This is a genomic window from Pseudomonas sp. TE3644, from assembly GCF_056278815.1.
In genome coordinates this window covers 6,028,441-6,041,949 of the sequence record NZ_JBWBQF010000001.1, presented here as the reverse complement: position 1 = coordinate 6,041,949, position 13,509 = coordinate 6,028,441, and the positions used below count along the sequence as shown (strand labels likewise).

Here is a 13,509-nt window from a genome sequence, read left to right as displayed (position 1 = left end):
GAAATCGATCATGCAATGGGTATTGCTGTTGCTGGGCCTCGCGCTGGGCGCTGTGTTCGATGAATCCATCGACGGCGCGCTCATTGGCGGGCTATTGGGGTTGGCCCTGGGCCAAGCTTTTCGCCTGGGCGCGCTGACACGGCGCAGCAATGAACAAGGCCAGGCACTGGCTGCCATTCAAGCGCGGCTGCAAGCGCTGGAGGGCGGGGCGCCTGTTGCCGTACCGCAACCTGCGCCTGAACCGGTAGAGCTGGAATGGGAGCTGCCCACCCCGGCCCCTGCGCCCGAACCGGGGGACGCCTGGACCACCCCACCTTCACGTCCCACCGAACCCGATATCTTCAGCAAGGCCTTCGACGCCGCACGCGGCTGGCTGCTGGGTGGCAACACCGTGCTGCGCGTCGGCCTGGTGCTGCTGTTCCTGGGCCTGGCCTTCCTGCTGCGCTACGCCACCGAAGGCGTCGTGGTGCCCATCGAAGTGCGCTATGCCGGGGTGGCTGCCAGCGCCGTGGCGCTGCTGGGCCTGGGCTGGTGGCTGCGCCTCAAGCGGCGCGGCTACGGCCTGTTGCTGCAAGGCGCAGGCGTGGCGGTGCTGTACCTGACCATCTTCGCGGCCATGCGCCTGAACGCGCTGATCGACCCGGGCCCGGCCATGGGCCTGCTGGTGGCGGTCACGGTGTTCTCGGCGGTGCTGGCAGTGCTGCAGGACACCTTGGGGTTGGCCTGCGCGGCGGCCCTGGGCGGCTTTGCCGCGCCGATTCTGGCGTCGACGGGGGCGGGCAGCCATGTAGCGCTGTTCAGCTATTTCGCCCTGCTCAATGCCGGCATACTGGCCATTGCCTGGTTCAAGGCCTGGCGCCTGCTGAACCTGATCGGTTTCGTCGGCACTTTCGGTATCGGCTTCGCCTGGGGTGCGCGTAGCTACACCCCGGAGCTGTTCTGGAGCACTGCGCCGTTCCTGTGGCTGTTTTTCGCCATGTACCTGGCCATCGGCCTGCTGTTCGCCCGCCGCACTTTGCTGGACAGCCCCGAGCCACCTGCCGATGCCGACCGGGCCACGCTGGTGCGCTGGGCGGCGCGGCAGGGTGACTACGTGCACGGCACCATTCTGTTCGGCCCGCCGCTGGTGGGCTTCGGCCTGCAATGGGCGCTGATCCGCCATTTGGAGTTTGGCGCCGCGTTCAGTGCGTTGGGGCTGGGCGCGATTTATATGGCGCTGGCCTGGCTGCTGGCGCGCCGCGCGCCGCAGCGGGCGACGCTGCTGACCGAGACCTGCCTGGCACTGGCGGTAATCTTCACCAGCCTGGCGATACCGCTGGGGCTGGATGCCCGCTGGACCAGCAGTGCCTGGGCCATTGAAGGTGCGGGGCTGTATTGGCTTGGCCTGCGCCAACAGCGCCGACTGGCGCGCTGGTTTGCCCTGCTGTTGCAGGCAGGCGCGGCAGGCTTCTGCCTGTTTGGCTGGAGCCTGTCGCCGTACAGCCTGCTCAGTGATGACTTCGCCTTCAGCGCCCTGTTGCTGGCAGTGGCCGGGCTGGTCTGTGCCTGGCGCCAACACGTGGAGCGGCCCGCCACGGTGCTGGGCACCGCCTTGCTGGTCTGGGGCGCTCTGTGGTGGCTGCTGGCGTGTATCAGCGGTGTCCCGCGCCTTGTGCATTGGCCATTGGACACCACCGCCGTGCTGATCGCCTTCACCCTCAGCGCCGCGCTGGCGGCCTGGCAGGCACCGCGCCTGCGGTGGTCGGGGCTGGCCCATGTGGCCTTGCTGCTGGTGCCATTGGCGTGGTTGCTGTTGCCCCTGGGCTGGCGGCTCGGCTTCAACGTGGCCAGCCGTCTGGGCTGGCTGGCCTGGCCGCTGGTGTTCGTGGTGCATTTCTGGTCGCTGCGCCGCCTGCCGCAATGGCTGGAGCAGCGGGTGCAGACGGTCAGCCACGTGCTGGGCGCCTGGTTGCTGATCGTGCTGCTGTCGATGGAGCTCAGCTACGGCCTAGAACAATTGTCCGGTTACTACAACGCCTGGCGCTGGCTGGGCTGGGCGGTCTTCCCGGCGCTGTTTTTGCTGCTGGCCGCCAGCGAACGCCCCTGGCCACTGGGCAGTTATCCACAAGCGTACCGCTGGTGGGCCGCCTGGCCGCTGGCCTGGGTGATGCTGGCGTGGTTCTGGCTGGCCAACTTTTTCAGCGATGGCTCGGCCCAGCCGCTGCCTTATGTGCCGCTGATCAACCCGCTGGAGCTGGGCCTGCTGGTGGTACTGTATGCCCTGTTCATCTGGGCGCGCAGCTTCGACAGCCGCCTGCGCAGCCTGAAGATGCGCGGCCCGGTCACCTGGAAACTGGCGGCGTCGGGTTTTGCCGTGCTGACCGCCATGGTCATGCGCACTGCCCACCATTACGCTGGCTTGCCTTATGATCTGGATGCCTTGCTGGCATCGATGCTGGTGCAGGCCAGTCTGTCGATTGTCTGGACCCTGCTGGCGCTGGGCCTGATGATCGGCGGGCACCTGCGTGCACGGCGCCAGGTGTGGCTGGTAGGCGCGGGGCTGATCGCCGTGGTGGTGGCCAAGCTGTTTTTTGTCGAATTGAGCAATCACGGCGGTTTGGCGCGTATCGTCTCGTTCATTGGCGTGGGTGTGCTGTTGCTGGTGGTGGGCTATTTCGCCCCGCTGCCGCCACGGCGTGTAGCAGCGGCGGGGGCCGATTCCTGAGATGGGGCACATGATCAAAAGCTGGTGTGGAATGTTGGGCCTGTTTGCTGCGCTGTCGGCCATGGCCCAGGAGCAACCCGGCGATTTTGCCAATCAGGTGCCGTTGAGCATCAGCGGCCAGGGGCCCTGGTACCGCCTGGACCTGCCGCTGGCCCTGCAACTGGGCGCCCGTCAGGCCGATCTGAGTGACGTGCGGGTGTTCAACGCCGCCGGTGAGCCCCAGGCCTACGCCCTGGTGCACGAGCCGGTGCGGCATCTGCAAAGCGAGCATCAGGCCACGGTGAAGTGGTTCCCCCTGTACGACGATGCCGAGGATGCCCCGGCGACGCCCAGGGTGCGCATCCAGACCGGCCCCAACGGCAGCCTGATCGAGGTGCAGCCTGAAGAAGAACTGGAGGCCGGCGAAGAAGTGCTGCGCGGTTGGCTGCTGGACACCAGCGCCATCAAAGAGCCCCTGACCCAGTTGAGCCTGGACTGGAGCAGTGAGCGCGAAGGCTTCCAGCGTTTCAGCATCGAGGCCAGCGACGATTTGCAGCATTGGCGCCCGTGGGGCGAAGGGCAGGTGGCCCGCCTGTCGTTTGCCGATGAGCGCATCGAGCAGCACGAAGTCAGCCTGCCCGGCCAGCCGGCGCGTTACCTGCGCTTGCTGTGGCAGGTGCCGCAATCGGCGCCGGTGCTCAGCCAGGTACTGGTGCAAAGCAGCGCCAGCAGCCATGTGCCGCCGCCTCTGGTGTGGTCCGAGCCGATCAAGGGCAGTAGCCTGAAGGCCAACGAATACACCTGGACCCTGCCTGCTGCCTTGGCGGTGGAGCGCGTGCAGATTGGCCTGGACCAGCCCAACAGCCTGGCGCCCGTGGACCTGTTTGGCCGCTATGACCCCAATGGCAGCTGGGAGCCGCTGGAAAGCGGCCTGCTGTACCGCCTGACACAAAACGGCCAGGACGCGGTGCAGAGCGAGTTGCCCATGCGCGGCGAAACCCTGCGCCAGTTGAAGCTGCAGGTCGATGACCGCGGCGGCGGCCTGGGGGCCGAGGCACCGTTGCTGCGTGTGGCCGTGCGCCCGGTGCAACTGGTGTTCCTGGCGCGGGGCGCGGGACCGTACCGGCTGGCCATCGGCAATGCCAACGCCGTGGGTGCGCAACTGCCGCTGGCCACGCTGATCCCGGATGCCGACGAGCAGCGCCTGGCCGCGATCGGTGTCGCCGAGCTGGCCATTACCCCGGTGATCGTCAAGCCCGCGCCTACCGAAATGGCCGCTCCAGCCTCCAACTGGAAGCGCATCAGCCTGTGGACCGTGCTGATCATTGGCGTGCTGGCGCTGGCCGCCATGGCCTGGAGCCTGATCCGTACCAAGCCTGCCGGCCGTTAAGGCCATACACGCCACCTGCGGTCGTTTTCGGACTACGCTTGAGCGGATGGCGTGAACCTTTAACGTTACAGCCCTGTCTGAAGGGCTGGAACCGCGCCCCTATCGCTCGCTAGGTCGTCAATGAGCCTGTAAACTGCGCGGGTTTTTACCACCCCCATTCTCCGGAGCCGTCCATGTCCCGCGTTACCCTGAGTCGCTATTTGATCGAGCAGACCCGCAGCAACAAGACCCCTGCCGATCTGCGCTTCCTTATCGAGGTGGTGGCGCGCGCATGCAAAGAGATCAGCCACGCTGTGTCCAAAGGCGCCCTGGGCGGCGTGCTGGGCAGCATGGGCACCGAAAACGTGCAGGGCGAAGTGCAGAAGAAGCTGGACGTACTGTCCAACGACATCCTGCTTGAGTCCAACGAATGGGGCGGTCACCTGGCCGGCATGGCGTCCGAAGAAATGGACAATGCCTACCAGATCCCGGGCCAGTACCCCAAAGGCGCCTACCTGCTGGTATTCGACCCGCTGGACGGCTCGTCGAACATCGACGTCAACGTATCGGTCGGCACCATCTTTTCGGTACTGCGCTGCCCAACCGAGTACCTGACCCAGAACGACAGCCTCAACGAGCAGGCTTTCCTGCAGAAGGGTACTGAGCAGGTCGCCGCCGGCTACGCCATCTACGGCCCGCAGACCATGCTGATCCTGACCCTGGGCAACGGCGTCAAGGGCTTCACCCTGGACCGCGAGATGGGCAGCTTCGTGTTGACCCACGAAAACATCAGCATCCCGGAAACCACCGCCGAGTTCGCCATCAACATGTCCAACCAGCGCCACTGGGAAGCCCCGGTGAAGCGTTACGTCAGCGAGCTGACTGCTGGTGAAGAAGGCCCGTTGAAGAAGAACTACAACATGCGCTGGATCGCCTCCATGGTGGCCGACGTGCACCGCATCCTGACCCGTGGCGGCCTGTTCATGTACCCGCGCGATGATCGCGAGCCGGAGAAGCCAGGCAAACTGCGCCTGATGTACGAAGCCAACCCGATGTCGTTCCTGGTGGAACAGGCTGGTGGCGCTTCCACTGACGGTCACCAGCGCATCCTGGACATCCAGCCTGAAGGCCTGCACCAGCGCGTGGCGGTGTTCCTGGGTTCCAAGCAGGAAGTGGAGCGCGTGACTGCGTACCACAAGCAATAACCTGTAGCCGCTGCCGAAGGCTGCGCTGGCCCTGTGCCTCACTAAATATTTTCAGGGTTCACACCGGCCAGCGCAGCCTGGCGGCAGCGGCTACAAGTTTGATGCAAAAAAAGCCCCCATCACTGGGGGCTTTTTTTTAGATGCGGAAACTGCCCACCAAATGCTTCAACCGCGTCACCTGCTGCTCCAGATCACTGCACGCACGCAACGTCGACTGCAGGTTCTCCACCCCTTCCTGGTTCAGCGTGTTGATCTCGCTGATGTCCATGTTGATCGCCTCGACCACCGCCGTCTGTTCCTCGGTAGCCGTGGCCACCGACTGGTTCATGCCGTCGATCTCGCCGATGCGCTGGGTCACGCTGCCCAGGCGCTCGCCGGCCTGGTTGGCGATGCTTACGCTCTGCTCGCTCTGGTTCTGGCTTTCGGTCATGGTGCCCACCGCTTCGCGGGCACCTACCTGCAGTTCCTCGATGATCTTCTGCACTTGCTGCGCCGAGTCCTGGGTGCGGTGCGCCAGGTTGCGCACTTCATCTGCCACCACGGCAAAACCACGGCCAGCGTCACCGGCGCGGGCCGCCTCGATGGCGGCGTTGAGCGCCAGCAGGTTGGTTTGCTGGGAAATGCTGGTGATCACTTCCAGAATCTGGCCGATGTTCACCGTGTTGGCGTTCAGGGTCTCGATATTGCCGCACGAGTCGCTGATTTTCGCCGACAGCTGGCCCATCACCTGGATGGTCTTGTTCACCACCTGCTGGCCGTCTTCGGCCAGGCTGCGCGCGTCGCTGGAGTGCTGCGAGGCGAGGGCGGCGTTCTGGGCGATTTCCTGGGCGGCAGCGCCCAGCTCGTTGATGGCGGCGGCCACGCTGCTGGTGCGGTTGGCCTGCTGGTCAGAGTTGAGCATCGAGGCATTGGAGGCGCTGACCACCTGCAAGGCCACTTCGTTGACGCGGCCGGTGGCCGAGGACACTTCGCGGATCGACTCGTGAATGCGCTCCACAAAGCGGTTGAACGAGTTGCCCAAGGTGCCGAATTCGTCCTGGGCGTGAATGGTCAGGCGCTTGGTCAGGTCGCCTTCGCCTTCGGCGATGTCATGCATGGCGCGGCCCATCACGTGCAGCGGTTCCATCAGCACGCGAATCAGCAGGCCCAGCAGGGCGATGATGATCACCACCGAGATCACTGTGGCCACCAGCGCCGAGGTGCGGAACTGGCCCAGCATCGAGTAGGCCGCGTCCTTGTCCAGCACCAAGGCCACGTACCAGTCCGACGACGGCACGCCGTTGATGCGGGTGAAGGAAACGAACTGCTCCTTGCCGTTGAGCTCCACCTCTTTCATGCCTGGTGTTACCTGCGGCGCGCCCTGTGGATAAGCGTCGGCCAGGGTCTTGAGCACCAGCTTGGTGTCCGGGTGGATCAGGATCTTGCCGGCACCGGTGACGATGAACGCCTGGCCATGGCCGCCGAAGTTCAGCGAGTTGATGATGGCGCTGACGCTGGTCAGGTCGATGTCCGCGCCGGCCACGCCGATAAACTGGTTATCGTGGCGCACCGGGGTGGCGATGGTGATCACCAGCTTGCCCGACGAGGCGGCAATGTAGGGCTCGGTAACGATGGTCTGCTGGGCGGCATTGGCAGCCTTGAACCAGCCACGCTGGCGCGGATCGTAGTCAGGCGGGCGGTTGCCGGCCGGTACCGAGAACATCACGCCATTCTGGCCACCGAAGTAGGTCAGCTGGAAATTGCTCGAATACGCCGGCAGGCCCACGCTGCGCGCAAGGCTGGGGGCCGAGTCGCCATCCACCGCCACTTGCTGGCCCAGGGACTGCAGCAACTGGATGCGGCTTTCCAGCCACGTCTGGATGTTGCTGGTGGTCAGGGTGCCCAGCTGCTGCATCGACGCATCGGTGCTGTCGTGCAGGGTGGCCCGCTGGCGATAGTCGTTGAACAGCATGAAGCAGGCGAACGCCAGGGCGACGATGAGTGCTGCTGCGATCAGGATCTTGTGGCTGAATTTCAGGTTTTTTGTCATTGACGTGATCTGTACGCAAGGAGGGCTGATCAAACGGGGGTGGCAATCTGCCAGAAGCACGCAGATAGCGCTATCTGATGTCGGCACTTTTTTAAGGAAGATTAATGTACGGTTTGGTGAGTTGACCGACGGGCAGGCAGGGCTGGCATAAATGCCGCCGGGGGCCGGGAACCAGATGGCGGTTTTCTCTTCTAAGCTACAGCTGGCAGCCAAGCCGGCCTTACTGTCCAGGAGTGACCTTTCATGTCGTTGCGTTCCATTGCCCTGTTGTCGTTCTGCGTGCTGTTGGCCGCATGCAACAAGATCAACCAGGAAAACTATTCACAGATCAAAGCGGGCATGAGCAAACACGAGGTCGAGAAACTGCTGGGCAGCCCCACCGATTGTTCCGGTGCACTGGGCGTTTCCAGCTGCACCTGGGGTGACAAGAACAGCTTCATCAGCGTGCAGTACGCGGGTGAAAACGTAGTGATGTATTCAGGGCAGGGTCTGAAATGAGCCGTTTGAAGATGGTGGCCATGTTGCTCGGCGGGTTGGCCGCCGGGGCACTGCTGGCTGGCTGCGCCAACAAGGGCGACGATGGGTTTGCACCGCGCACCGTCGATCACGTGGACCTCAAGCGCTACCAGGGCACCTGGTACGAGCTGGCGCGGTTGCCGATGTTCTTCCAGCGCAACTGTGCCCAGTCCGAGGCCCACTACCGCCTCAAGCCTGATGGCAACATCGCCGTGCTCAACCGCTGCCGCACCGAAAAGGGCGAGTGGGAAGAAGCCACCGGCACCGCCTCGCCGCAGGTGCCGGGCAAAACCGACAAATTGTGGGTGGTGTTCGACAACTGGTTCTCGAAGATCCTGCCGGGCGTGGCCAAGGGCGATTACTGGGTCCTGTACGTAAGCGATGATTACAAGCAGGCGATCGTCGGCAACCCGGACCGCAAGTATCTGTGGCTGCTGTCGCGCACGCCGACTGTGCCAAAGGAAGTGCGCGAAGAGATGCTGGCCAAGGCGCAGCAGCAAGGGTATGACACCACCAAGCTGATCTGGCGCGCGAAGGATTCAGAGATCGGCAAGTAGCTCCCATGTAGCCGCTGGCGCCAGGCTGCGCTGGCCCTTTTATACACTGGATATTTTCAGTGGGGCACAGGGCCAGCGCAGCCTGGCGGCAGCGGCTACAGGTCAGTTGAGGAGTTCGCGCAGCACCTGGGTGAAGGCCGCGGCACTTTCGCCTTCCAGCGCATGCCGCCCCTCCCTCACCACCTGCTTGCCATTGACCCACACATCCCGCACCTGACGATCCCCACCGGCAAACAGCCAGCGGTTGAGAATGCCATCGCCGCTGGCAGTGGCCAGGTAAGGGTCACTGCCATCCAGCACCAGCCAGTCCGCCCGATTGCCCACGCGCAATTCACCAATGGCCTGCCCCAACGCCTGGGCCCCGCCTTGCAGGGCTGCGTCGTACAGGGTGCGGCCAACCATCGGCTGCTCGGCGCCATACAGCCGGTTACGCCGCTGGTCGCGCAGGCGCTGGCCATATTCCAGCCAGCGCAGCTCCTCCACCACGCTCAACGACACATGGCTGTCAGAACCGATGCCCATGCGCCCACCCTGGGCCAGGAAGTCCACGGCCGGGAAGATGCCATCACCCAGGTTGGCCTCGGTGGTCAGACACAAGCCGGCCACGGCGCGGCTGTGGGCCATGCGCCGCACTTCGTCGGCATCGGCATGGGTGGCGTGCACCAGGCACCAGCGTTGGTCCACATCGACGTTGTCGTAGAGCCATTGCAGCGGGCGTTTGCCGCTCCAGGCCAGGCAATCGTTGACCTCTTTCATCTGCTCGGCGATGTGGATGTGGATAGGGGCGGTTGGATCGCTGGCGGCCAGTACTTGGTTGATCTGCTCGGGCGTCACCGCGCGCAGGGAGTGGAAGCACAGGCCCAGGCGCTGGGCCGGTTGTTCGGCGAGGATCGGCGCCAATTGCTGCTGTAGGCTCAGATAGCCGTCGGTGCTGTTGATAAACCGACGCTGGCCGTCGTTGGGCGCCTGACCGCCAAAACCGGAATGGCTGTACAGCACTGGCAGCAGGGTTAGCCCCATGCCACTGGCTGCCGCCGCCTGGCTGATGCGCCGCGACAGTTCGGCCGGGTCGGCATAAGCCTTGCCTTGCTGATCGTGGTGTACGTAATGGAATTCGGCCACCGAGGTGTAGCCGGCCTTGAGCATCTCGATGTACAGCTGGCGGGCGATGACTTCCAGCTGTTCAGGGCTGATCTTGCCAACCAGGCGGTACATCAGGTCGCGCCAGGTCCAGAAGCTGTCGTTGGGGTTGCCGGCCACTTCCGCCAGGCCCGCCATGGCGCGCTGGAAGGCGTGAGAGTGCAGGTTGGGCATGCCCGGCAGCAGCGGGCCCTTCAGAGGGGTGGCGTTCTCGGCACTGGCGTTGGCCTGGAGCTGGGAGATAAGGCCGTCGGCGCCCACCTCGATACGTACATGTTCAGCCCATCCGGTTGGCAACAACGCGCGTTCGGCAAAGAAGGCGGACATCGACACTTACCTCATCAGGTTTATTTGTATATACATATACAGACGTTTGCCTGCTCGGTAAACTGCGGCAAGCTATCCATCTATCGTTTCGAATTGGCTTACCAGAAGGATTTCCCGTGTCGACTCCGCCCGCAGTTTCACCGCTGGTTGCCCAGATGGGCGAAAGTCCGGCACCGCTTTATGCCCGTGTCAAACAGATGATCGCCCTGCAGATCCAGAACGGCACCTGGCCGCCGCACCACCGCGTGCCGTCGGAAAGCGAGCTGGTCAGCCAGTTGGGTTTCAGCCGCATGACCATCAACCGCGCCCTGCGCGAGCTGACCGCCGAAGGCCTGCTGGTGCGCATGCAGGGCGTAGGCACCTTCGTTGCCGAACCCAAGAGCCAGTCGGCGCTGTTCGAAGTGCACAACATCGCTGACGAGATCGCCTCGCGCGGCCATCGTCATCGCTGCCAGGTGGTCATGCTGGCCGAGGAGGCCGCCGGTTCCGAGCGCGCCCTGGCGCTGGACATGCGCGAAGGGCAGAAGGTGTTCCACTCGCTGATCGTGCACTTCGAGAACGACATCGCCGTGCAGATCGAAGATCGCTACGTGAACGCCGTGGTGGCGCCGGACTACCTCAAACAGGACTTTACCCAGGAAACGCCCTACGCTTACCTGTCCAGGGTCGCACCGCTGACCGAGGGTGAGCATGTGGTGGAGGCCATCCTGGCCGATCCGTCGGAGTGCCAGCTGTTGCAGATCGAGCCGGGCGAGCCTTGCCTGCTGATCCGCCGCCGCACCTGGTCCGGCCGCACGCCGGTGACGGCCGCGCGCCTGATCCACCCCGGCTCCCGTCATCGCCTGGAAGGAAGGTTCAGCAAATGAACAGCATCAAGCACCTGCGCGCCTCGGGTTACCCGCGCATGCCGTGGAAGAACGGCGGCGGCAGCACCGAGGAAATCACCCGTGACGGTGGCGACAGCCTGGACAGCTTTGGCTGGCGCCTGTCGATTGCCGACATTGGCCAGTCGGGCGGGTTTTCCAGTTTTGCCGGGTATCAGCGCATCATTACCGTGTTGCAGGGGCCTGGCATGGTGTTGAGCGTCGACGGCACCGATAGCCGTGAACTGCAGCCATTCGATGCCTTTGCCTTCAAGGGTGACAGCACCACCGCCTGCACCCTGGTGGGTGGCGCCATTCGTGATTTCAACCTGATCTATTCGCCGGCGCGTTACCGTGCGCGGCTGCAATGGCTGGACACGCCGCAACGGCTGTTCAGTGCGGCGCAGACCGTGCTGGTATTCAGTGTGGTGGATGCGTTGACGGTGAAGGCGGATACGGCCGCGCAGATTCTGGGGCTTTACGACTGCCTGCAGATCGAGACCGATGGCCTGACCGAGCTGAACATTGATGGGCACTGCTGCCTGATCGAAATTTCCCCGATCTGACGCAGTACACCCTGTGGGACCGGGCGAAGCTCGGGAAGCATGCACCGCAGTTTAACTGTAGCTGCGCGGTGTGGCCTTCCCGAGCTTCGCCCGGTCCCACAGGGGTACAGCTGGGAATTTCTCGCGCACCAAAATGTTACTGATTGCCCCATGCCGGAGCAAAACGCCTTATCGGTAACGACCTAATCCCCCCTTTCCAAACCGATAAAAAAATTTTTTTCACCCCCTCGCAACCCGCCAGCCACCTGCTTTCCACCCTCCCAACACCCCTCAAAAAAATTACGCTCAAAAACTTGGCAACTCAATTGCATATGCTTGTACATACAAGTAAATACGTGCACGGATCAGTGCACTCACATGCTGAGGAGTCCCGTACGTGACTGACAATGCCCAAAACAAATTCCGCGATGTCGAAATCCGTGCCGCACGCGGTACCAAGCTGACCGCCAAAAGCTGGCTGACCGAAGCGCCTCTGCGCATGCTGATGAACAACCTCGACCCGCAAGTGGCGGAGAACCCCAAGGAATTGGTGGTATACGGCGGCATCGGCCGCGCGGCGCGCAACTGGGAGTGCTACGACAAGATCGTCGAGAGCCTGACCAACCTCGATGACGACGAAACTCTGCTGGTGCAGTCGGGCAAGCCGGTGGGCGTGTTCAAGACCCACAGCAATGCGCCGCGCGTGTTGATCGCCAACTCCAACCTGGTGCCGCACTGGGCCAACTGGGAACACTTCAACGAACTGGACGCCAAGGGCCTGGCCATGTACGGCCAGATGACCGCCGGCAGCTGGATCTACATCGGCAGCCAGGGCATCGTCCAGGGCACCTATGAAACCTTCGTCGAAGCCGGCCGCCAGCACTACAACGGCAGCCTGCAAGGCAAGTGGGTACTCACCGCAGGCCTGGGCGGCATGGGCGGCGCGCAGCCACTGGCCGCGACCCTGGCCGGCGCCAGCTCGCTGAACATCGAATGCCAGCAGAGCCGCATCGACTTCCGCCTGGCCAGCCGTTATGTCGACGAGCAGGCCACCGACCTGGACGACGCCCTGGCGCGTATCGCCAAGTACACCGCCGAAGGCAAGGCCATCTCCATCGCCCTGCTGGGCAACGCCGCCGAGATCCTGCCGGAACTGGTGAAGCGTGGCGTGCGCCCCGACATGGTCACCGACCAGACCAGCGCCCACGACCCGCTCAACGGCTACCTGCCCGCTGGCTGGACCTGGGAGCAGTACCGCGACCGCGCCCAGACCGAGCCGGCTGCCGTGGTGAAGGCCGCCAAGCAGTCCATGGCCGTGCACGTGCAAGCCATGCTCGACTTCCAGAAGCAGGGCGTGCCGACTTTCGACTACGGCAACAACATCCGCCAGATGGCCAAGGAAGAGGGCGTGGCCAACGCCTTTGATTTCCCCGGTTTCGTACCGGCTTACATCCGTCCGCTGTTCTGCCGCGGCATCGGCCCGTTCCGCTGGGCAGCGCTGTCGGGTGACGCCGAGGACATCTACAAGACCGACGCCAAGGTCAAGGAACTGATCCCGGACGACGCCCACCTGCACAACTGGCTGGACATGGCCCGCGAGCGCATCAGCTTCCAGGGCTTGCCGGCGCGTATCTGCTGGGTTGGCCTGGGCCAGCGCGCCAAGTTGGGCCTGGCGTTCAACGAAATGGTCCGTCGTGGTGAGCTGTCGGCGCCGGTGGTGATCGGCCGCGACCATCTGGACTCGGGTTCTGTGTCCAGCCCCAACCGTGAAACCGAAGCCATGCAGGACGGCAGCGACGCCGTGTCCGACTGGCCGCTGTTGAACGCCCTGTTGAACACCGCCAGCGGCGCCACCTGGGTCTCGCTGCACCACGGTGGTGGCGTGGGCATGGGCTTCAGCCAGCACTCGGGCATGGTCATCGTCTGCGACGGTACCGATGAAGCTGCCGAGCGTATCGCCCGCGTACTGCACAACGACCCGGCCACCGGCGTGATGCGCCATGCCGACGCCGGCTACCAGATTGCCATCGACTGCGCCAAGGAGCAGGGCCTGAACCTGCCGATGATCAAAGGCTGATCACCCATTACCTGTAGCCGCTGCCGCCAGACTGCGCTGGCCTGTGTGAACCCCGGAGATGTCCAGCGAGGCACAGGGCCAGCGCAGCCTTCGGCAGCGGCTACAGGGGTCGCCTGGCATGTAGCCGCTGCCGTCAGGCTGCGCTGGCCGGATTGCACACTGGAGGTCTCCAGCGGGCACAGGACGACAGAATTGGCT

10 protein-coding genes and 1 pseudogene are annotated in these 13,509 nt (G+C 64.0%); 8 read left to right on the top strand and 3 right to left on the bottom strand.

What is annotated here, in order from left to right; genetic code table 11:
* Positions 1-10: 10 nt before the first annotated feature.
* The 3 genes from ACZ9GA_RS26725 to ACZ9GA_RS26715 all read left to right on the top strand — a co-directional run bounded on the left by ACZ9GA_RS26725 (position 11) and on the right by ACZ9GA_RS26715 (position 5,257).
* Entirely contained in the window at positions 11-2,704 is a 2,694-nt protein-coding gene (locus ACZ9GA_RS26725; RefSeq protein WP_457359537.1) for a DUF2339 domain-containing protein, read from the top strand.
* A gap of 10 nt (positions 2,705-2,714) precedes the next feature.
* Positions 2,715-4,073, top strand: coding sequence for a DUF3999 domain-containing protein (locus tag ACZ9GA_RS26720; RefSeq protein WP_457359539.1), 1,359 nt, complete (start codon positions 2,715-2,717; stop codon positions 4,071-4,073).
* Positions 4,074-4,246: 173 nt separating this feature from the next.
* Positions 4,247-5,257 (top strand): class 1 fructose-bisphosphatase, encoded by a 1,011-nt coding sequence (locus tag ACZ9GA_RS26715; RefSeq protein WP_457359540.1) that lies wholly within the window; start codon positions 4,247-4,249, stop codon positions 5,255-5,257.
* Positions 5,258-5,393: 136 nt separating this feature from the next.
* Here the strand turns inward: ACZ9GA_RS26715 and ACZ9GA_RS26710 are convergent, their stop codons facing one another.
* Together ACZ9GA_RS26710 and ACZ9GA_RS26705 are read right to left on the bottom strand one after the other, a co-directional pair.
* Entirely contained in the window at positions 5,394-6,158 is a 765-nt protein-coding gene (locus ACZ9GA_RS26710) for a methyl-accepting chemotaxis protein (protein WP_457363643.1), read from the bottom strand.
* Positions 6,159-6,248: 90 nt separating this feature from the next.
* Positions 6,249-7,208: pseudogene (locus ACZ9GA_RS26705) on the bottom strand (HAMP domain-containing protein); the annotation flags it as partial.
* Between the two features lie 321 nt (positions 7,209-7,529).
* On the opposite strand from ACZ9GA_RS26705, the gene bamE reads away from it, so the two are divergent.
* Positions 7,530-7,784 (top strand): outer membrane protein assembly factor BamE domain-containing protein, encoded by a 255-nt coding sequence (gene bamE / locus ACZ9GA_RS26700; protein ID WP_457359541.1) that lies wholly within the window; start codon positions 7,530-7,532, stop codon positions 7,782-7,784.
* On the top strand, positions 7,781-8,359 hold the full coding sequence (locus ACZ9GA_RS26695) for a lipocalin family protein (protein WP_457359543.1): 579 nt from the start codon (positions 7,781-7,783) through the stop codon (positions 8,357-8,359). The genes bamE and ACZ9GA_RS26695 overlap by 4 nt, the downstream gene beginning before the upstream one ends.
* 102 nt (positions 8,360-8,461) lie before the next feature.
* Here ACZ9GA_RS26695 and ACZ9GA_RS26690 read toward each other — a convergent pair whose 3' ends face one another.
* Positions 8,462-9,826 (bottom strand): formimidoylglutamate deiminase, encoded by a 1,365-nt coding sequence (locus ACZ9GA_RS26690; protein WP_457359545.1) that lies wholly within the window; start codon positions 9,824-9,826, stop codon positions 8,462-8,464.
* A gap of 155 nt (positions 9,827-9,981) precedes the next feature.
* On the opposite strand from ACZ9GA_RS26690, the gene hutC reads away from it, so the two are divergent.
* From hutC to hutU, 3 genes are all read left to right on the top strand, one after another.
* Positions 9,982-10,692 carry a histidine utilization repressor gene (gene hutC, locus ACZ9GA_RS26685; RefSeq protein ID WP_457363644.1) on the top strand — a complete coding sequence of 237 codons (711 nt, stop codon included), beginning with the start codon at positions 9,982-9,984 and terminating at the stop codon, positions 10,690-10,692.
* Complete coding sequence (locus ACZ9GA_RS26680) at positions 10,689-11,255, top strand: HutD/Ves family protein (RefSeq protein WP_457359547.1); 567 nt, start codon at positions 10,689-10,691, stop codon at positions 11,253-11,255. The genes hutC and ACZ9GA_RS26680 overlap by 4 nt, the downstream gene beginning before the upstream one ends.
* Before the next feature lie 376 nt (positions 11,256-11,631).
* On the top strand, positions 11,632-13,311 hold the full coding sequence (hutU, locus tag ACZ9GA_RS26675) for a urocanate hydratase (protein WP_457359549.1): 1,680 nt from the start codon (positions 11,632-11,634) through the stop codon (positions 13,309-13,311).
* Positions 13,312-13,509 lie beyond the last annotated feature (198 nt).

What these genes read in the sequence shown, in the direction of transcription:
- ACZ9GA_RS26715 (WP_457359540.1), top strand. Translation starts at nt 4,247, where the DNA reads ATGTCCCGCGTTACCCTGAGTCGCTATTTGATCGAGCAGACCCGCAGC.
- ACZ9GA_RS26710 (WP_457363643.1), bottom strand. Translation starts at nt 6,158, where the DNA reads ATGCTCAACTCTGACCAGCAGGCCAACCGCACCAGCAGCGTGGCCGCC.
- ACZ9GA_RS26690 (WP_457359545.1), bottom strand. Translation starts at nt 9,826, where the DNA reads ATGTCCGCCTTCTTTGCCGAACGCGCGTTGTTGCCAACCGGATGGGCT.
- ACZ9GA_RS26725 (WP_457359537.1), top strand. Translation starts at nt 11, where the DNA reads ATGCAATGGGTATTGCTGTTGCTGGGCCTCGCGCTGGGCGCTGTGTTC.
- ACZ9GA_RS26695 (WP_457359543.1), top strand. Translation starts at nt 7,781, where the DNA reads ATGAGCCGTTTGAAGATGGTGGCCATGTTGCTCGGCGGGTTGGCCGCC.
- hutC (WP_457363644.1), top strand. Translation starts at nt 9,982, where the DNA reads ATGGGCGAAAGTCCGGCACCGCTTTATGCCCGTGTCAAACAGATGATC.
- bamE (WP_457359541.1), top strand. Translation starts at nt 7,530, where the DNA reads ATGTCGTTGCGTTCCATTGCCCTGTTGTCGTTCTGCGTGCTGTTGGCC.
- ACZ9GA_RS26720 (WP_457359539.1), top strand. Translation starts at nt 2,715, where the DNA reads ATGATCAAAAGCTGGTGTGGAATGTTGGGCCTGTTTGCTGCGCTGTCG.
- ACZ9GA_RS26680 (WP_457359547.1), top strand. Translation starts at nt 10,689, where the DNA reads ATGAACAGCATCAAGCACCTGCGCGCCTCGGGTTACCCGCGCATGCCG.